This window comes from Paenibacillus wynnii (assembly GCF_030812855.1).
Classification (GTDB): domain Bacteria; phylum Bacillota; class Bacilli; order Paenibacillales; family Paenibacillaceae; genus Paenibacillus_AQ; species Paenibacillus_AQ wynnii_A.
Genome location: NZ_JAUSTK010000025.1, coordinates 59,687 through 80,037, shown reverse-complemented (window position 1 = coordinate 80,037; position 20,351 = coordinate 59,687). Strand labels below are relative to the sequence as shown.

General features: G+C 43.3%; 16 protein-coding genes. 14 read left to right on the top strand and 2 right to left on the bottom strand.

The window, feature by feature from the left end; translation table 11 throughout:
- Nucleotides 1–180 precede the first annotated feature (180 nt).
- The 5 genes from J2T20_RS19890 to J2T20_RS19865 all read left to right on the top strand — a co-directional run bounded on the left by J2T20_RS19890 (nucleotide 181) and on the right by J2T20_RS19865 (nucleotide 4,939).
- Nucleotides 181–351 (top strand): hypothetical protein, encoded by a 171-nt coding sequence (locus J2T20_RS19890; RefSeq protein ID WP_307591077.1) that lies wholly within the window; start codon nucleotides 181–183, stop codon nucleotides 349–351.
- On the top strand, nucleotides 333–1,382 hold the full coding sequence (locus J2T20_RS19885; protein WP_307591076.1) for an APC family permease: 1,050 nt from the start codon (nucleotides 333–335) through the stop codon (nucleotides 1,380–1,382). The genes J2T20_RS19890 and J2T20_RS19885 overlap by 19 nt, the downstream gene beginning before the upstream one ends.
- Before the next feature lie 26 nt (nucleotides 1,383–1,408).
- Nucleotides 1,409–1,894: a competence protein ComJ gene (gene comJ / locus J2T20_RS19880; RefSeq protein WP_307591075.1), complete on the top strand. Its 486-nt coding sequence runs from the start codon at nucleotides 1,409–1,411 to the stop codon at nucleotides 1,892–1,894.
- Between the two features lie 288 nt (nucleotides 1,895–2,182).
- On the top strand, nucleotides 2,183–4,000 hold the full coding sequence (locus J2T20_RS19870; protein WP_307591074.1) for a methyl-accepting chemotaxis protein: 1,818 nt from the start codon (nucleotides 2,183–2,185) through the stop codon (nucleotides 3,998–4,000).
- A gap of 165 nt (nucleotides 4,001–4,165) precedes the next feature.
- Entirely contained in the window at nucleotides 4,166–4,939 is a 774-nt protein-coding gene (locus tag J2T20_RS19865) for a hypothetical protein (RefSeq protein ID WP_307591073.1), read from the top strand.
- Between the two features lie 514 nt (nucleotides 4,940–5,453).
- Here the strand turns inward: J2T20_RS19865 and J2T20_RS19860 are convergent.
- Entirely contained in the window at nucleotides 5,454–6,470 is a 1,017-nt protein-coding gene (locus tag J2T20_RS19860) for a LacI family DNA-binding transcriptional regulator (protein ID WP_307591072.1), read from the bottom strand.
- Nucleotides 6,471–6,711: 241 nt separating this feature from the next.
- Between J2T20_RS19860 and J2T20_RS19855 the strand changes: the two genes are divergently transcribed.
- Entirely contained in the window at nucleotides 6,712–8,445 is a 1,734-nt protein-coding gene (locus J2T20_RS19855) for a glycoside hydrolase family 13 protein (RefSeq protein ID WP_307591071.1), read from the top strand.
- 75 nt (nucleotides 8,446–8,520) lie between these two features.
- Here J2T20_RS19855 and J2T20_RS19850 read toward each other — a convergent pair whose 3' ends face one another.
- Complete coding sequence (locus J2T20_RS19850; RefSeq protein ID WP_307591070.1) at nucleotides 8,521–10,389, bottom strand: LTA synthase family protein; 1,869 nt, start codon at nucleotides 10,387–10,389, stop codon at nucleotides 8,521–8,523.
- A gap of 539 nt (nucleotides 10,390–10,928) precedes the next feature.
- On the opposite strand from J2T20_RS19850, the gene J2T20_RS19845 reads away from it, so the two are divergent.
- The 8 genes from J2T20_RS19845 to J2T20_RS19810 all read left to right on the top strand — a co-directional run bounded on the left by J2T20_RS19845 (nucleotide 10,929) and on the right by J2T20_RS19810 (nucleotide 20,317).
- Nucleotides 10,929–12,128, top strand: coding sequence for a saccharopine dehydrogenase family protein (locus J2T20_RS19845; RefSeq protein WP_036654198.1), 1,200 nt, complete (start codon nucleotides 10,929–10,931; stop codon nucleotides 12,126–12,128).
- 10 nt (nucleotides 12,129–12,138) lie between these two features.
- The gene (nspC, locus tag J2T20_RS19840; protein ID WP_307591069.1) at nucleotides 12,139–13,275 is read left to right on the top strand and encodes a carboxynorspermidine decarboxylase; all 1,137 of its coding nucleotides are present in this window, start codon (nucleotides 12,139–12,141) and stop codon (nucleotides 13,273–13,275) included.
- A 480-nt stretch (nucleotides 13,276–13,755) separates the two neighbouring features.
- On the top strand, nucleotides 13,756–14,379 hold the full coding sequence (locus J2T20_RS19835; protein WP_307591068.1) for a deoxynucleoside kinase: 624 nt from the start codon (nucleotides 13,756–13,758) through the stop codon (nucleotides 14,377–14,379).
- Entirely contained in the window at nucleotides 14,376–15,032 is a 657-nt protein-coding gene (locus J2T20_RS19830) for a deoxynucleoside kinase (protein WP_307591067.1), read from the top strand. The genes J2T20_RS19835 and J2T20_RS19830 overlap by 4 nt, the downstream gene beginning before the upstream one ends.
- Nucleotides 15,033–15,139: 107 nt before the next feature.
- Nucleotides 15,140–16,315: a MalY/PatB family protein gene (locus tag J2T20_RS19825; protein WP_307591066.1), complete on the top strand. Its 1,176-nt coding sequence runs from the start codon at nucleotides 15,140–15,142 to the stop codon at nucleotides 16,313–16,315.
- A 279-nt stretch (nucleotides 16,316–16,594) separates the two neighbouring features.
- Nucleotides 16,595–17,845: a stalk domain-containing protein gene (locus J2T20_RS19820; RefSeq protein ID WP_373457834.1), complete on the top strand. Its 1,251-nt coding sequence runs from the start codon at nucleotides 16,595–16,597 to the stop codon at nucleotides 17,843–17,845.
- A gap of 532 nt (nucleotides 17,846–18,377) precedes the next feature.
- Nucleotides 18,378–19,229, top strand: coding sequence for an MBL fold metallo-hydrolase (locus tag J2T20_RS19815; protein ID WP_307591065.1), 852 nt, complete (start codon nucleotides 18,378–18,380; stop codon nucleotides 19,227–19,229).
- 140 nt (nucleotides 19,230–19,369) lie between these two features.
- Nucleotides 19,370–20,317, top strand: coding sequence for a radical SAM protein (locus J2T20_RS19810; protein WP_307591064.1), 948 nt, complete (start codon nucleotides 19,370–19,372; stop codon nucleotides 20,315–20,317).
- The last annotated feature ends 34 nt before the right edge of the window (nucleotides 20,318–20,351 follow it).

Below are 20,351 nucleotides of genomic sequence, written 5' to 3'. Positions count from 1 at the left end.
TAGGGACACCGCAAATTCAAGGCTGAGGACATGGGGCGTTGGCTCTGTGGATGAATCAGCAATAAAAGAGAAAGAGTTTTTTCTTTCGAAGCCCCACTTCAAAACCTTTGGTTTAAGTGGAGGGTAGTTCACCGCTGAAGTGTGAAACTACTTATTAAGAGGAAGGATTTATGATTATTTATGCAGGACAATAAGACACTTAAGAAATCTATAACCTTTATCGAAGCCATGGCAATCGTGGTAGGAATGATTATCGGATCGGGGATCTTTTTGAAGCCGGGGATTGTTCTAAGCAATGCCGGTACACCTATCTTGGCGAATTATACGGCGGTGTGTATGGCTATTTATTAGGATGGGTACAAGCGGTCATCTCCTATCCGGCCTCGGTTGCAGCCTTAGCTATTGCCTTCGCAACCTATTCCAGTTTTTTTCTCCCAATGAATGATTTGCAGCAGAAGCTGCTTGCCGTAGGGATCCTGATCTTTATTCTGATCATGAATGCTATCTCGACCAAATGCGGGGGTGTCATTCAGACGATTGCCACGGTTGGGAAGCTTATCCCGGTAGTTGGGATTGTGGCCTTCGGACTCCTCTCGGACCTGGCTCCAGGATTTAGCGGTATTCACACTTCGGTGTCCGGCGCAGGCTTTGGTGTTGCGATTCTAGGTACCTTATGGGCATATGACGGCTGGATCGGTGTGACCAATATGGCGGGAGAAATGAAGAATCCTGCGAAAACACTGCCAAGGGTTATTTCAATAGGTGTTGTCTTTGTAATTATTGTGTATGTACTATTTAATGTAGCGATATTTCAGGTGCTGCCTTATGAAGCGATAGTCTCGTCAAAAACTCCGGGTGCAGATGCGGCTGAAGCTCTATTTGGAAACGGTGGAGGTGCCTTTATTACTGCGGGGATTATTGTTTCGGTCTTGGGAGCGCTCAACGGTTATTTAATGACAGCGGCTCGGGTACCTCAGGCTATGGGTGAGAAGGGACAAATACCATTTTCACAATCGCTGCGCAAAATTCATCCTAAATTCCAGACGCCTGCAAATGCTCTGATTTTTCAAAGCGTGCTGGCCATCATTTATATTTTCTCGGGAACATTTGATACGTTAACGGATTTACTTGTTTTTGTATTATGGATTTTCTTTACCATGGGTGTCTTCGGCGTCTTTATTCTAAGAAAAAAAATGCCGGCTGAAAAAGGGCGTTACAGAGTGCCGCTGTATCCTCTCACACCGATCATTGGTGTTGTAGGGGGTCTATATATTCTGGTCAGCACCATTATCAGCGATCCGGTTCGATCGTTTGTCGGTATTGGCATCACGCTTGTGGGGCTCCCAATTTATTTTTACATGAATAAGAAAAAAGATGTTTAGTTAGTAATGGGGAGGAGCTTTTGCTAATGGATTCAACACCCGTTACCCAGGAAGTCGACATGATCCTATCTCACCATCAGCTTCAGGTTCGTTCCCGCGATTTCAATGAGGACTTTTGCCAGTGGGGAGATGTGAACGTCGTACAGGGAGTCATTATCCATCCGGGTTATATCACCCTTGATCCCTTATTGGAGGATACCTTCGGGGCAAGAGTAAAGCTTAGCTTAAGGGATCAATTTCAGGAAGATAAGCTTGCTCAGCGGCGTTTGGTGGTACCCTTTGAAGTATTGGAGAGCGATAAGCTGGAGGTTCTATCGGTTCAGAAGAGCTATGCTATCGAGCTCCCCTTAGACAACGGGAATTACGCGCTGTATTTTGAGGTGGCCGTGGATAACGAAGTATACTGCAGACTAACGTTTGTTGCCACAGAAGAACGGGTGCAGCCGAGGTTCCTCATGAACGATGTCTGGGGTGCACTTGAGGGGCAATTAATCGTTGAAGGCTATAGGTAAAAGAGTAGTTTCTATTTAATGAACCTGTGGATCATGGATTTATGTACACTTGGAGCTTTCTGGACATTGATGGCCATCACTGGGAATTGCTTCACATGGCTGCAAGTGAATAATCTACACCGACGCTTGGAATTCCAAGCGTTTTTTTTGTGCAACGATTTACGCTTCTCATACAAAACTGTGCATATCCATTAATATGGAACTTCTATAATTAACCTATGGCAACAATACTATTGTGCCTTGATACATACTATTGTGCCTTGATACATACTATGGAGGTTGATACAGTTGAAGGGAAGTCGCATGCATATTTCCATGAAGTGGAAATTAATTTTAAGTTTTTCTGTCGTAACTCTTATTTTTTTGGGAGTGGCTCTTTATCAGGGCTTTCAAATCGGACAGGTAGAAGGTTCCATGGAAAAGCAAAAAACAGAGATGGAAAAAAGAATTACTGTCTCTACTATCACACAATTACTGCAAGAGCTGAACGGTGTGGAGAACTCGTTAGCCAGTACTAGCGATCTGGAGTTCGTCGAACCCTTCAAGGGAAAACAAAAGAGGCTTTTGGATGAGCTCTCCAAGGTGAATTTTGAAAAAGAATCACCCGCTTATGGAGAACTACAGCTTCTGGAAGCCCAAGCAGGGGAATATATCAGTTATTTTGACGGTTTGGTTCAAACCATGGGAGATGAGAATTTGGATCCCATGACTATACTGGAGCAAATTGATGATATACATACAAAGGCGCAAACTTTAAATCAAGCAATGTTGGTGAACAACGCAAAGTTATATGAAGCTGCGGCCGAAAATGCACAGCAGGCCCAGAAACATTCATTTACATTATTAGACCGGACAACATCGGCAGCGGTTTATGCATCCGTGCTCGTATTCCTCCTTACGCTGGTTATTGCTTCATTGCTTATCCGTTCTTTCCTGACTCCCATCAAGAAATTGCAGGCTGCGGTACGTAAAATATCCGAAGGAGACCTGCGTCAACAAATTAATTCACCGTATAACGATGAACTGGGCCAACTGAGCCACCACTTTGATCACATGGTAGAACAGGTTCGGGACATGCTTCAGCAGACACAGTCGGTGGCTTCCTCGCTGGCAGCTTATTCGGAGTCATTTCAACAATCCTCATCCATTACAGCCCACACCAATCTGGATATTGTTAGGACCATCCAAGAAATCTCTGTGGGAGCGGATCAACAGGCCGGACAAACCGAGCAAAGTGCCAGCTTCATTCAGGAACTGGTACGTGAAGTCCAAGAGATTACGGCCTACACCGGGGACATGTTGGAGACTAGCCATACAGCTAATCTGAATACGAGAAAAGGATCGGCGGCTGTTACTGCTTTGCGGGAAGTATCCGAGCATTCTCGTAAATCTGTTGGGAAGGCGTATCAAGCATTGAACAAGCTGGCAGAGCAAACTAAGGATATTTCTAGAATTACAAATTCGATCATGGAAATTTCTTCGCAGACGAACATTCTCTCCTTGAATGCGGCTATAGAGGCTGCACGGGCGGGGGACTATGGCAAAGGATTTTCTGTGATTGCCGATGAAGTTAGACAATTGTCAGATCAAACGAAAGAGTCTTCTGGACATATCAATGATATTATCAACGAATGGCTGGTCGGAATGGCTGATTTTCAGAGCTATATGTTAGAGACCAGAGGGAATCTAGAAGAACAGGATCATAAAGTGGCGGAGACACTTTCTTCTTTCGAAGCCATAGATCAATCCATTGAAGCGATCAGCAAGCAGATCGGACAGATTCATGTAAAGGTAGATTCCACACAGACTATGAATGCCAAACTTGCAGAGTCCGTTCATTCTGTGGCTTCCATTGCTGAAAAGACAGCCGCAGGGGTACAGGAGGTTAATGCCTCTAGTCTGCAGCAGGACAATGCTATTCGCGACATTGCGCGTCAAGCTGTTGAGATTAATGAAATCTCGCAGAAGCTGTTTCGTGAAATCAATGTTTTCAAGATTAATGTTGAAGCTGACGAAGACACCAAGGGAAGAACAATCCTTATTGCGGATATGAGTAAGGACTTATCGAATTCGCATGAAACGGAAGAAATATATAAATCAGCTTAGAGAGCTAATGTTAATCTACCGGAATTCAGCTTGACGATAGTTTCTCCTTATGTTATTTTTGCTCTAACAAAAAGGCAATGAAACCTATGGGTTCAACCTCGTGGCAGTTACGGGGTTGGGCTCTTTTTGTTATCAATTCGTGTAGATTAGGACAGGGGGCGTAATATGCGCAGACAAGAGTTATTACTTCTCAGATTGGATGAAATCGGAATAGCACTTGAGAAGAAAGGGGAGGCGTTACTGTTACTAGGTTTAGGTTCAGTTGGTATTGAGACTCATCGATTAGATGAATATTCCGATCTGGATTTCTTCCTGATCGTTGCTCCGGGTGCTAAGGACAGATTTATTAATCAATTAGATTGGCTTGAAGATGCCTGCCCTTTAACGTATTCTTTCAGAAATACCAAAGATGGTTATAAAGTGATGTTCGAGGATGGGATATATGGAGAATTTGCAGTTTTTGAAGAGCGGGAGCTGGAGAATATTCCTTTTTCGGGAGGGAGGATGGTGTGGAAGGCATCAAGTTATGAACGGAAAAGCGAGATTGAATCTACTTTAGACTTTCCCAATCTAAAAGCTGAATCGGTGGATTATATCGTTAATGAAGCTTTAACCAATATATATGTAGGGCTTGGAAGATTTGCAAGGGGGGAGAAACTATCCGCAACCAGGTTTATTGAGAGCTATGCGGTAAATGGAATCCTATCTGCTCTGCATTTATTGGAACCGGAAATGGATGGTTATCCCGATAAGTTCAATAATGAAAGAAGAGTTGAGCAGAGATTTCCTGAATTCTCAAAACGTATAGGCAGCTTGATGCAAGGATATGATAAAGTTCCTTATTCGGCTCTGGAGTTGTTAAGTTACTTAGAAGAGATCTATCCTGTAAATGATAGAATGAGTGCTGAAATACGTAAATTGGCTGACAAACTGATTTAACATAAGTAATATCCCATAAAGTTGTAGACTGACCCTAATAAATGAAACAGCTGCAGTCTTGGACGGGAAAAACAGTCCTAGACTACCGCTGTTTTATTCATCTACTTTGGGTTTGGGTCGTAACTGCGGTGAATGTTGGACTTCCAGCCGCTGTTGTCTCCAGATTTCTTGATTCATACCGCTTTTAGCGGATGAAATCCGGAGACAAAGGCGGACGCTACCGCTCCTCCAGTTCCAAAATTCCCCTTCGTTACTTCAATCCTATTAATCACAGCTATCTTTAGGCTGGATTTCAGCACCAATATCTTTCTGGCCAATCATCCCCGTAAATTACTGGAAATATTCTTATCTCCTCCTTTTGGCTATAGTGGCGATCCGATATTCCCTATCCTTATTATTACAAGAAAAAAACTGAATAGAACGAAGGTTCAATTCAGTTCGATGTGAATATTTACCACCAAAGGGTGCTCTTGAAACCCATCAATCAACACGCTTCAATCGCTGCGGGGACATTTTATTCTGTACTTTCCCTTACCGTTAAATAATGGGCAACATTTGCATGGTGTGGAGTGACGGTTTCGCCTTTAATTAGCTTAATAAGATGACGTGCAGCCGTCATGCCAATTTCAGTCCCCGAGTATTCTACTGATGTCAGGTTGGGACGCACAATTGAGGCCATGAAGCTGTTATCAAAACCAATCACGGAGATATCCTCAGGCACACGTAAACCGATGTCGAGTAAATAATTCATGGCACCTACGGCCATCCAGTCGGTTGAGCAGAACACGGCAGTAGGCCGAGCTTCTCTCTCTATAATTTTTCGCATAGAATCCCTCCCATTCTCCACGGAGAAACCGCTTTCCACAACCCATTCCTCCTGCAGAAGAATCTGGGCGTCCTCTAGAGCTTGCCGATATCCCTGATAACGATCACCGCCAACAGCGCTTTCTCCCGAGGCGCGAATCATGGCTATACGGCGGTGCCCCCGTTGAATCAGATAAGTAACGGCTTCATAAGAGGCCGTTACATTATCCAAGTGGACAGAGGGGATAGCGGAATTAGGAGATTGCTGCCCGGCAAGCACACAAGGGGTACCGATCTTACGTATCATCTCTGTGTGTTCCTTCTCCAGAACCGATCCTACAAAGATATTTCCTAGAGTTCTAAGTTCATGAAATAAGTTGAAATAATGAAGCTCACTCTCAACGGTTCCGTCCGTAAGGCCCACTATAATATCATACCCATACAATTCTGCGATGTTTCGAATACCTATACTGAAATCATCGAGTACAGTATTGCTGTTGTGCGGAATAATGATGCCGATCAAATGGCTATTTCCTCTTGTCTCTACTTCACCGATAACATCCGTACGGTATTTGGTTTGTTTGATGGCCTCCATTACCCGTTTCCGCACATCCTCATTAACAGGTTTGCTGTTATTTACTACCCGGGATACGGTGGATATGGACACATCAGCCATTTTGGCTATATCTTTGATGGTTATTTTCAAGACGATCACCAGAACTTTCAATCACGATTTTCTAATGTATTCAGCATATCACGGATAACTGTTAGAATTCAAAAGATATGTGTTGACTAGGAAAATAAAAGGTCATATAATAGCGCTGCAGGAAAAATATTTCCCGTAAAATACACATTTACAATTGATATCAGAGTTAATTTCAGGGAATTTTGTTCAATAAGGATAATAATCTAACTAAACAGGAAAATATTTTCCCGAGTATACTAGAGCAATTAGAGGAGAGCATACTATGAACAGAATATGGTGGAAAGAAGCAACAGCTTATCAGATATACCCGCGCAGCTTCATGGACAGCAATGGAGACGGCATAGGAGATCTGCAAGGAATCATATCTAAGCTTGATTATCTGAAGGATTTGGGGATAAATGTGATCTGGATTTGCCCGATTTATAAATCTCCGAATGATGATAATGGGTATGATATTTCAGATTACCAGGACATCATGGAGGAGTTCGGCAGTATGGAGGACTTTGATCAGCTGCTGCATGAGGTTCATATGCGGGGTATGAAGCTGATTCTAGATCTTGTAATCAACCACACCTCTGATGAACATCCATGGTTTATTGAGGCAAGTTCTGACAAGAATCACCCGAAACGGGATTACTATATTTGGAGTGATCACAATAACGGGGTGGAGCCGAATAACTGGGAAAGTATATTCAGCGGATCTGCTTGGGAGTTGGACCCTCAATCAGGGCAGTATTTCATGCATGTGTTCTCCAAACGTCAGCCTGATTTGAACTGGGAGAATCCAGAAGTTCGTAAGGAACTGTATGGTATGGTCAACTGGTGGCTGGATAAAGGAATAGACGGCTTCCGAGTGGATGCGATCTCTCATATTAAGAAGGTGCCTGGTTTTCCAGACATGCCGAATCCATTGAATCTTCCCTTTGTACCTTCCTTTGAGGGACATATGAACCGTGAGGGAATCCATGATTTTCTCCAGGAGCTGAAGGAGGAGACCTTTGACCGCTACAATGTTATGACGGTTGGCGAAGCGAGTGGAGTGAATGTGGATCAGGCGGAGCTCTGGGTAGGTGAAGAACAAGGGAAGTTCAATATGATTTTTCAATTTGAGCATTTGGCGCTGTGGAACAAAAGTACAACCGGGGGCCTCGATGTGTTAGCCTTAAAATCCGCACTGTCCCGCTGGCAAAAGGGTCTTGAAGGCAAAGGTTGGAATGCGTTGTTTATTGAAAATCACGACCAGCCGCGTTCCGTTTCGACATGGGGTAACGATGATGCTTATTGGAAGGAGTCGGCCAAGTCACTGGCTACGATGTATTTCCTTATGCAAGGAACTCCGTTTATCTATCAAGGCCAGGAAATCGGCATGACGAATGTCAAATTTGACTCGATGGATGATTATGATGACGTGGCTATGAAGAACATGTACCGAATCGAGAGTGAGGCCGGTAAGAGCCACGAGGAAATTATGCAGGTCATTTGGAAGAATGGACGCGACAACTCTAGAACACCGATGCAGTGGAATGACTCGAATAACGCCGGATTCAGCAGTGATAAACCTTGGATGAAGGTCAACCCGAATTATACAGAGATCAATGTTGAGCGGGCGCAGCAGGACCCAGATTCTATTTATCATCATTATAAAAAGCTTATCGCTCTGAGAGCCGCCAATCCGGTTGTTGTCTACGGAACCTATGATCTGATTCTGCCTGAAGATGAGTCCATCTATGCGTACACAAGGACTTTGGAGAATGAGAAGCTACTTGTCATGTCCAATCTAACCTCTCAAGAGGTATTGTTTGATCTTCCGGTCGACCTTGAATACATTTCCTGTGAGCTACTTCTCAATAACTATGTTGTTGATCGTGTGGAGCGCATAGAGACTGTTGCATTAAGACCCTATGAATCCAGAGTATATCTGCTGGAATGCACATTGACAGATGAGAATACTACAAACGTTACCGCTGAAGTGGAAAAAGTTGGACTTTTACAATAAATGAAACAGCCGGGAAGAAGGAGTTCATCCTTTTGACCGGCTGTTTTTTTAGATATTTTCAAATGAATGATTCTGTTATTCGTCCTTTGGGGCATTGTCAGGCAATTGCAAAATATAACTGTTGGACATATTCAGAAGCCTATTTACCGCATTGAATTGTGCCTCTGTAGATCCTTCTTTGGTTATGGAGTTATCGGTCAAATTATAGTTGGTTCCATCGGCATAAGATACACCCGTTAAGTACATGCTTGAGTCATTAATGAATGACCCCGTTGGCAGAAAGTGTCTTACGGGAAGCAGATTGGTCTTGTAGTTGAATAAGTCTTCACCAAAGTGGATTTGATCGTTAAGTGAAACCCCTAACAAATTGGCTACCGTTGGTAAAATATCGATCTGTCCGCCCGTTTGGCTAAAAGTAGCAGGTTGACCTATACCCGGAGCATGAACAATGAAGGGAAGGTTGAACATATCTGTATATCCATACTCTCGGCCTACCGCTTCCTTCATTAAATCCTTCTCATCACTACCCAGTGAATAGAGGGGTAAGCCCTGATGATCCCCATAGAATACGACAACACTATTCTCCCATAATCCGCTGGTCTTCAGGCCGTCAAGGAATTGTCCCATCGCGTAATCTGCATAATTCTGAGACTGAATATAATCACCTACCAATGTACCTTCGAACCGTTCAGGAAGTTTAATCTTGAATTTGGATTCTGGCAGTTTATAAGGGTGGTGAGCACTCATTGAAATAACCACAGCATAGAAGGGATTCTCTTCTCCGTCTAATTTGACTAGTTCAGGGATTGTTTTTGCGAACAATACCTCGTCCGAAGAGCCGAATGCGATATGATCATCGTCTCCATAAAAGGCTTGATCAAAGTATTTGTCAAAGCCTATTGCTTTGTACAAGGCCTCACGGTTCCAAAATTCTACGCTGTTCGTATGGAATGTAGCTGTCTCGTAGCCTTGCGCCTTCATTAACTTGGGCAGGCTGGGAAGAGATTTATCCATATATTCGGATGAGGTTGCGGCCTCATGATGGGGAACATAAAGGGAAGTATTCACTACAAATTCTGCATCCGAGGTTGTTCCTTGCCCTGCATTTGAATAGAAGTTATCGAAATAAAGTTCATTCTTCACCATTTTATTGATGTTAGGCGTAATTTCTTGCCCATCGATCTTAAGTCCAATCAGGAAGTTTTGGAAGGATTCCATCTGCACGACTATCAGGTTCTTGCCTTTGGAAGCTGCCCAATATTGCGGGGACACCGGCTCTGTAATTCCTTTAGTTTCATTGATGGCCGCTTGAGTAATTTCCTTACTGTCGATCATTTCTTCACTCTCTGTGCTGTCGGCAAATAGCGTATAGAGCTCATAATTAAGTATACCCATGCTTTCCGCCTTCTTGTTTTCGTTCATACTGGCATGGTTAGGCCAAATATTGAAAAGGCAAAGGGCGATAGATACGCTGATGATACTGAACAGAACAGTTCTATTCATGCGCTTCATGCCCCGGTCCTTCCAGCGTGTAATATACTTCGGACGGAACATATAGAACATAAATACAATAATATCCACAAAAATGAATAAATAATAGGGATCTAGCAGGGAGTAGGTGCTTTCTCCGACTTTTGTCACCTTATCGGCCTGCTCCAAGGCATGATAAGTAACGATTACGCCATAATACTTGTAGTACATGAGGACGGCAAAATAAATCACTGATATAAATAAGTTTGCGATCATGTAATAAAGGAACTTTCGTTTGGATGCCATCCATTCTATGAGTCCAAATACAATGAAAAAGAAGGGAATCTCAGTGAGCAATATGCTCCATGAAGGGCCATTGCTAAATACCACGAACCACGCTACCGCACTTTTCAGCAGCAGGACAAAGCTAAACCCTAAAAATGGCCTGTTTCTGATGTCGAACTCTTTTCTCATATTCTGCATCTCCCCTGTTAAAGCACACTCTAAAACCTTCAAAAGTCAGTTCTATTAAGCATTAGTAAGTAAATGCACAGACGCTTATTATGCTCCAGATATTTCCTTATGTCAAAAGGCGAAAGGGGGGAATAAAACGCATCAAATGGCGATAAAAGCCAATTTAATGGATGAAATCATCCTCAATCGTTTCTCTGCATGTTTTGGAAAAAAGTTCCTTATAAGAGATTGAGTAATCCTCAAAAGGGTAATGAAATAACGCATAGAAAAATTTAATGTTTATGAAATGTTCTGATCACAAAGAAATCGATTATAAGAGGTATAATAAGTGTGGTTACAGTGTGATACTATTAAAAAGAATTAAAGGAAAATGAAGCATTCTAATGTATTTTCATGCATTTTAGAGTTTGAATAGGGATAATCGAAGGTTTTACTCAATAAATATCATTTTTTGTCGCTTTTTATTGATTTATTAGAGCATATTATGTATAATCAGGCTTGTTGATTTTTTGCAAACGGAAATTAGGGGGTTTTGAATTTTGGGAAAAGCTTTAATTATTGGTGCTGGCGGAGTTTCTAGTGTTGTTGTTCATAAATGTTGCCAGAACCCGGATGTGTTCGAAGAGATTTGTATTGCAAGCAGAACGGTCGCTAAGTGCGACGCTCTGAAAGATAAATTAGACGGAGGCCGTACAAAGATTCAAACGGCTCAGCTTGATGCTGATAATACGGATGAAGTAATCGCACTGATTAAGAGCTTCCAGCCGGATGTTGTTATCAATGTTGCTCTCCCATATCAGGACCTGACTATTATGGATGCTTGCCTGGCAACAGGAGTGCACTATGTAGACACTGCTAACTACGAGCCTCAGGATACAGCTAAATTTGAATATTCCTGGCAGTGGGCTTATAAGGAAAGATTTGAAAAAGCGGGTATTACCGCGCTTCTCGGAAGCGGCTTTGACCCTGGGGTAACCGGCGTGTTCACAGCGTATGCCCAAAAACACTATTTTGATGAAATTCACACGATTGATATTGTAGATGCTAACGCGGGCGACCATGGTTACCCATTCGCAACCAACTTCAATCCTGAAATAAATATTCGTGAGATTACTGCAAACGGCCGCTATTTCGAAAATGGCGAGTGGATTGAAACCGCACCTCTTTCCGAGAAAAAAGTGTACGATCTTCCGGAAATCGGTCCGAAGGATATCTATCTTTTGTACCATGAAGAATTGGAATCCCTGGCTAAGAATATCAAGGGCGTGAAGAAAATCAGATTCTGGATGACGTTCTCCCAGAACTATCTAACTCACCTGAAAGTGCTTGAGAATGTTGGCATGACTTCCATCGAACCTATTATATATGAAGGCAAAGAGATCGTTCCTTTGCAATTCTTGAAAGCTATTTTGCCGGATCCAGCATCTCTGGGACCTAGAACTAAAGGTAAAACAAACATTGGCTGTATTATTCAAGGAACCAAAGATGGCAAGCCTAAAACTTATTATGTATACAACGTTTGTGTACATGAAGAATGTTACGCAGAAGTAGGCTCACAGGCTATTTCCTATACTACAGGGGTTCCGGCTATGATTGGCGCAATGTTGATTATCAAAGGCATCTGGAAAAAACCAGGCGTATACAACGTTGAAGAATTCAATCCAGATCCATTCATGGAAGAACTGAATAAACAAGGGCTGCCTTGGCAGGAAGATTTCTCGCCAACGCTGCTCGACTAAGGGCTTAGTAATGGATATTGATATCAGCACGTTGCCGTCACCCGCTTATATTGTAGATGAGCGATTGTTAATCAAGAATCTAGAGACCCTGAATTACGTACAAGAGCGTACGGGTGCCAAAATTTTGCTAGCGCAAAAAGGGTTCTCCATGCACTCCATGTATCCGCTGATCGCTAAATATTTGCATGGTGTAACCTCCAGCTCTTTATTCGAAGCCAGATTGGGCTTTGAAAAAATGGGTAAAGAGGTGCATGTATATGCCCCTGCTTATGTGGACTCGGAGTTCGCCGAGTTGCTGGAATACAGCGATCACATTGTTTTTAATTCTTTTGACCAATGGAATCGGTTTAAGGATCGGGTGCAAAGCGCACCTAAGAACATCAGCTGCGGGATCCGGGTTAACCCGGAATATTCCGAGATTGAAATTCCTTTATATGATCCATGCTACAATTACTCCCGTATGGGAGTAACACTGCTGAGCTTCCGTCCAGATGAGCTTGAGGGCATTGATGGATTGCATTTCCATACGATGTGTGAGCAAAACTCGGATACCTTGGAGCGTACGCTTAAGGTAGTGGAAGAGAAATTCGGTCAGTATCTTCACGGTATGAAATGGCTTAATTTTGGCGGCGGACATCATATCACCCGTCCCGATTATGATCTGGAGACGTTGATTCGCTGCATTACGTATATGCAAGAGAAATACGATGTTCAGATTTATCTGGAACCGGGAGAGGCGATCGCCCTTAACACCGGTTATCTGGTAGCGACTGTACTAGACACTATGCATAATGGTATGGATATCGCGATATTGGATACCTCAGCCGAATGCCATATGCCAGACGTACTCGCAATGCCGTATCGTCCAGGTATTATTGACGCTGGTCAGCCAGGTGAATATGCCTATACGTACAGACTTGGTGGCATGACCTGCCTGGCAGGAGATGTCATCGGGGATTATTCCTTCAAGGAACCGCTGAAATACGGTGACAAGTTGGTATTCACTGATATGGGTCACTATACTATGGTCAAGAATCATATGTTCAATGGTGTGAATCTGCCGGCCATCGCTTCGTACAACGAAGAAGAAGGCATCAAAGTCATTCGTCAATTTGCCTATGAGGATTTCAGCGGTCGTTTATCTTAATTCTTACGTAAGATGTCCCTAGCTAGGGGCATCTTTTTTTGTTAACTGCTCCGCCGATGCTCCGCAAACAGTACGTTGCTGCTCTTCTAACTAACTACTGTTTGGCTTCCCAGAGTAAACTTCGATAAATTATTATATTTAGAGGGAATAAATCCCTCTAAATGATCAAAAAATCCTTTCTATTAATAATTATAGGGAAAATATACCATTAATTCATCGTATAAAGGGTATATTGTGCCGATTTCATCAAATTAGAGGGAAAAATTCCCTTTAAATGAGCCCAATGGGCTTATTTGTAGAAATTAGAGGGAACAAATCCCTCTAATTTTCTAAGACGCAATAAAACTAGCTTAATACTCCATCATTCCCCTTCCCGCCTCCAGTTTCTTAAAAGTTTCACCCTAACAAGGTGCCTCCTGTGATACAATAGTTTAGTCTGTTTTTAGGCATTGCCCGTATTTGAGGAGGATATCAGAATCAATGACACACGCACCATTTATTGCCGTAGAGGGTCCTATAGGGGCTGGTAAAACTACGCTCGCAACTATGCTATCAGCAGAATTTCAGCTTCCGATTATCAAGGAAATTGTTGAGGAGAATCCTTTTCTGGACAAGTTTTACCGGAACATGGACGATTGGAGCTTTCAGTTAGAGATGTTCTTTCTCTGCAATCGGTACAAGCAGCTTGAAGATACCGTTATGCAGTACATAGATAAGGGTAAGCCCGTCATTTCGGATTATCACATTTATAAGAATCTTATCTTTAGCGAACGAACACTAAAGGGTACCAAGCGGGACAAATACCGCCAGATTTACCATGTTTTAACCGATGACCTGCCGAAACCTAATGTCATTCTTTATATTCGGGCAGATCTCGATACACTGCTTAAACGGATTGAGAAACGCGGCCGATCCTTTGAAGATGCTATGGACACCGCTTATTTACAGCAATTAATAGAAGATTATGATGAGGCGATGACTTCTCTGGCCATCCGGGAACCGTCGACCCCTATTATCACGATAGATGGAAATAAGGTCGATTTTGTGGAAAATAAAGATCAGTTCGCCGCCATCGCGTTACAAGTAAAGGAGCATATGCAATGAATCAATATAACATCCCGGACAACGCATTAATTACCGTAGCAGGAACAGTGGGTGTGGGTAAATCTACTTTAACAGCGGCCCTAGCGGAACGGTTGAACTTTCAGACCTCACTTGAGCAGGTTGATCATAACCCCTATCTGGAAAAGTTCTATCATGATTTCGAAAGATGGAGTTTTCATCTGCAAATCTATTTCCTGGCTGAACGTTTTAAGGAACAGAAGAAAATGTTTGAACTCGGCGGTGGTTTCGTGCAAGACCGTTCCATCTATGAGGACACAGGTATTTTCGCTAAAATGCATGCGGATCAAGGCACGATGTCGAAGACCGATTATGAGACCTATACCAGTCTTTATGAAGCAATGGTTATGACTCCGTATTTTCCCCATCCCGATGTGCTAATTTATATTGAAGGCAGTCTGCCTTCCATTCTGACCCGTATTAACGAGCGTGGCCGCGAGATGGAGATTCAGACCGATGTGTCTTACTGGGAACAAATGCATGGCAGATATTCCGTGTGGATTGATCAATTCACTGCTTGTCCGGTACTCCGCCTAAATATTGATGAATATGATGTGAAAGACCCGGATTCCATGTCTAACATTCTTATGAAGGTTGGCAATGCGATTCGGAAGCCCGTGGTAAACAAAGCTTAATATAGAATTATATCGAAGCGGCAGCTATAGGGATAACCTTGGCGTGCCGTTTTTTGCATGTTACAATACATTAATACGTTGAAGCAGAGAGGACGAGGTGACTGAAGTTGAAGTATGATTTTGATGCCGTCATTAACCGCCGCAATACCCGTTCTTATAAATGGGATCAATCCGAGAAGTTGTTCGGTGATAAGGACATTATGCCTTTGTGGGTAGCCGATATGGATTTCGAAAGTCCTCCAGCTGTAAAAGAAGCGATCCTTCGCCGTGTGGAGGAAGGTGTCTACGGTTATAGCGTAAGTAGTGAACCTTATAAAGAAGCAATCACCTCCTGGTTTAAAAGAAGACATGATTGGAGTATTCAGCCGGAGTGGATCACGGATTCCCCCGGGATTGTCACCTCGTTAAGTTTGGCAGTGGAACTGTATAGTGAGCCGGGCGGTGAGGTCATTGTGCAGTCGCCGGTGTATTATCCGTTTTATGATGTTATTAATATGAACGGCCGTAAGGTCGCCAAAAATCCACTGATTCTGCAAAATGGCCGCTACGAAATGGACTATGACCAGCTGGAGGGGCTAATGAAGGGTGGAGCCAAGCTGCTGCTACTCTGCAGTCCGCATAATCCGGGAGGACGAGTCTGGGAGCGTGAAGAGCTGCTGAAGCTGGGAGAATTGTGCCTTGCTTATGGAGTAACCGTTATATCGGATGAGATTCATTGCGATTTGGCTTTATCGGGGCATACTCATTATCCATTTGCCTCCTTATCCGAGGAGCTGGCTAATATTACACTAACGACGCTGGCAGCGACCAAAACTTTTAATCTGCCGGGTATTCAAACTTCGTTCATTGTAGCCTCCAACCCGGATCTGAAACGGAAATTCGATATGCGCTTAAAAGCTTTAAGTCTACATATGGCTCACTTCTTTGCGCCGGACGCGGTACAAGCCGCTTACAATGAAGGTGATGAATGGTTAGATGAGCTATTGGTGTATATTTCGGGTAACGTGGATTATGCGATCAGCTATTTATCGGAGCATTTATCACAGGTGAAAGTGATGCGCCCAGAAGCTACATATCTGTTGTGGATCGACTGCCGCGGATTAAACAGGGATATTAATGGCCTCAAAAACCTTATGTTTAAAGAAGCCAAAGTAGCTTTTAGTGAAGGTTCGGTATTTGGCTCAGAGGGTGAAGGTTATCTGCGTATAAATCTGGCTTGTCCGAGATCGATTCTGCAGGAAGCTTTGGAACGTTTCTCAGCGGCTGTCAATAATAGTCTATAAATAGATTCTAATAAGGTACCTATTATTAGAACCGCTAATTACCTGAATTAAGGGGATTGGCGGTTTTTTTAAAATATAAGAAAGTATAAGTTTTCAGTATACTTTGCTTATATTTCTACGAGAAACGGATACTGAAAGCGATACGGAGTATCGCTGCTTCGGAAGCGTAGGCTCCCATTAAGGACGGCTAAGCCGTTTCTTCTTGATCTATTAATTTGCAAAAAATATCAATTTTGGTAGTATGATAGATGGACTATTTTATAAAAAAGGAGATTCGCTATGAAACGTTATGGGAAAATACTATTATGCTGCGTCATTGCACTAAGTAGTATGACAGCTCTGCTAGGCAATACTACACAAGCAGCAGCTACAGCCGGTGGGGTTACCATACTGCTTGACGGATATCCACTTCCCTTTCCGGTAGAACCTGCGGTGATGAAGGGAACGACTATGGTGCCATTTCGGGCAATAGCAGAAGCCTTAAATATTCCGGTGGTTTGGAATCAGACGGCTAAGAAGATTACCGCAACCAAAAAAGTAGGGACGGTGGACAAGAAAGTAGAGCTTACTATAGGCAGCGTAAATGCCTTGGTAAACGGCGGAACGGTGAAACTGGCAGTAGCCCCGCAAAATGTTCGTGGAACCACGATGATTCCATTAAGCTTTTTCAGCGGGCAATTTGGGGCTGGGGTGTCTTGGAATCAGCTAACGAAGACCGTATCCATTATTTCACCGAAGAAGGATATGTACACCTTGGGTTTCTATGCACTTTCGTCTTTTGATCAATACTCATTTGTTCCGGATTTTGATGCTATTGCTTTTGGTTGGAGTAGAATTGACCGTAGTGGCGAGTTTACCACTCAAGGTGAGGAATATAAATGGCCTAAGCCTGCGGGTGAGCTTACACCGGAACTCATGATATCAGATACAGCAACAAGCGGTACAACTCCGTATCTAATGGTTTATTCGGTAGATGGTAAGCTGGAGCTCACCAAGAACCTTGAGGATCAGGTGCTGCAGGCCCGGACTATTTCTGGTATCGTGGATACGGCTGTTCAGAAGGGATTTAAAGGGATTTTACTGGATCTGGAGGGATTGGGCCTCAGCGGTGATAAAGCAAAAGTCCGTTCAGATTATAACAGTTTTGTCCAAAATTTATCTACAAAAGCACGTCAAGCTGGACTTAAGCTAACGCTTGTCCTTCATCCTTTAAACAGCTCTTATACAGGATATGACTATAAAACGCTTGGAAGTCTTGCCGACGATTTGATCATAATGGCTTACGCTTACGGTGACGAGAAAAGTCCTGAGCCTGTGAATAAAGTGGATGAGGCCATACGTCTTGCTCTCCAGCAGGTTAACAAGGAGAAGCTGATTCTTGGGATATCTCTAGCCAGTGAAAACGAGACTTCTGTGAATACCAAAATTGGGCTGGCCAAACGTTATGACCTTAAAGGGATAGCGATCTGGCGCCTTGGAATTATTGCACAGCCCGCCTGGACCCAAATGAATGGATCGGTGGAGTTTTAGTTTGGATAGATCCTTAGGGATTCCAATTTAATGTGTTTATAGCAAAAAGGCTGCCGATTGGCAGCTTTTTTTGTTGAGCGAAGCACCAAATCCTGCATAAAGTACAACAATTGAGCACCTGAGGTATGGTTTACGCTGTAATCCTGCATTTACTACAACAATTCAGCTCCCGAGGCACTGTTAACGCACCAAATCCTGCATAAAGTACAACAATTCAGCGCCTCAGGCACCATTAACGCACCAAATCCTGCATAAAGTACAACAATTGAGCACCAGAGGCACCATTAACGCACCAAATCCTGCACAAAGTACAACAATTGAGCACCTGAGGCACCATTAACCCCACCAAATCCTGCATTTATATATTCGCAAATTAAGATAGTTAGTTTTAAATTAGGCATTCGTGACTTGGAAGGATTATACTAGGCTGTATGTGGTAAATGATCCCGGGTGGTCGATGTTGGGCTGCAGCGCTTAGACAGTTATTATTTGAAACTTCAATCTCATCATCAGAAGAAAGGCTGGAGAACGAATGAACAAGCAAGAGGAACGCAGAGGTAAGCATCTTATTGGAGAGGTGAGACGTACAGAGGTGCCATATGGCTGTCTGGCGGTATGGTTTCTTGGGCAGGAGAGTGTGATTATAAAAGGAGATGGAGTAACGGTCTACATTGACCCATACGTATCACCTAATCCTGACCGAACCTTTCCGGCGCCGATCTCACCCGAGGATATCACGAATGCCGATGTGTGCCTGATTACCCATGATCATGAAGATCATTTGGATAAAGGAACCCTTCCACAGCTGGTTATCCATAATCCAGCGGTTATGATCACGGCGCCAGCTATGTGCGAACCCCTTCTTAAGGAGCTTGGCGTGAAGGATGAGCAGTTCTTGAAGGCCGAAGAGGGCAAATGGATTTCTTATGGACCTAAGCTGCGGGTGCTGCCTTTAGCCGCCGCTCACGAGCAGTTGACAAGGGACGAACAAGGGAATCCTCATTTCGTTGGTTATATTTTGGAGCTGAACGGAGTTACGCTGTACCATGCCGGAGATACCGTGCTATACCCCGAGCTTGTTGATGCTGTGAGCAGCCATCCTATTGACCTGGCGATGCTGCCAATCAACGGTCGAGATTATTTCCGCAATGCACGCAATCTAGTAGGTAACATGAGTTATCGTGAAGCTGCGGAGTTTGCAGCGGTAGCCCAATTTGAGACGGTTATTCCCTTACACTATGATCTCTTTGCTGGAAACGCGGAGAATCCGGGGTATTTTGTAGATTATCTATACAAGTATTTTCCAGAGCAGAAGTTCCATGTAATGGCGCGGGCCGAGCGGTTTGTGTATATATCGGCAAGGGCATTTTTAGACAAAGAGTAAATGAACTTCAAGTGGAGTAAGATGAAGTAGGCCCTTGAAGATGCTAAAAAAGTCACATAAACCTGGAGCTGTAACCTTTATAATCACTTAAGTTGAATATTAAGGGCAGTATAATTATTTTTCAGGAGGACTTTTAGAGCATGAGATATAAATCACTGGAGCTGGACAAACCACTTACCTACGATCTTGAAGGGTTGGAAATAGGCGTAACATCCAATTGCAACTTCCGCTGCGATTACTGCTGTGCATATCAGAGAAATGACGGGCAAAGCATTAATGCCAAGGAAGTCATTCGCATTCTCGGTGAGCTTCCCAACTTAAAAAGAGTGCGTTTGTCCGGGGGCGAGGTTACGTTGAAATTCCAAGATTGTGTGGAGATCGTGACCTACTGCTCATCAAGGGGCATTCAGACTCAGCTGAATTCGAACGGCAGTCTATTGAATGCAGAACGGATTGAGGAGTTAGTAGCAGCAGGCCTGACGACTATACATATTTCTTTTAACTTTACTACTCCGGAGGCCTTTTCCCGATATTATAATATTCATCCAAGCATCTATGAGAAAATCAGAGAGAATATTTCCTTGTTTGCTGCAACCAGCGTAGATACCGTATTAGAAACATTGCTGTTCAGTGAAACTCAGGACAATATGAAGGAAATCAGCGATCATGTATATGGGCTGGGAGTTAGGACACATGAAATCCAGAACAGCATTATTATGGATCATAGCGGCTGGAAATCTATTGCGGCTCGTGAACAATTAAAGGCAGCGGTCAATGATTTGATTGCAGGCAAGAAAGAAGATACCACTTTATATTTCACATGTATGGATCGTTTTATGGAGGCACTTGGTTTTGAGGAACAGCCGGGGGTATACTTTCCCCACTGTATAGAGGGTAAGAAACAGCTTCATCTGCACGGGAACGGGGATATTCTGATCTCTGAGCTATGTCATCCGGTGATTATCGGGAATATTTATAATGGAACCTCACTAAATGATCTCTATAGCAATATGCCTTCACCGCTGGCACAGTTTCTGGATAAACAACCTTGTCCGGCGCTGGATGCACTCTTCCCGCAAGGAATATAATGGCTTAGATAAGTAACAGTCTGGGATCTTTCCA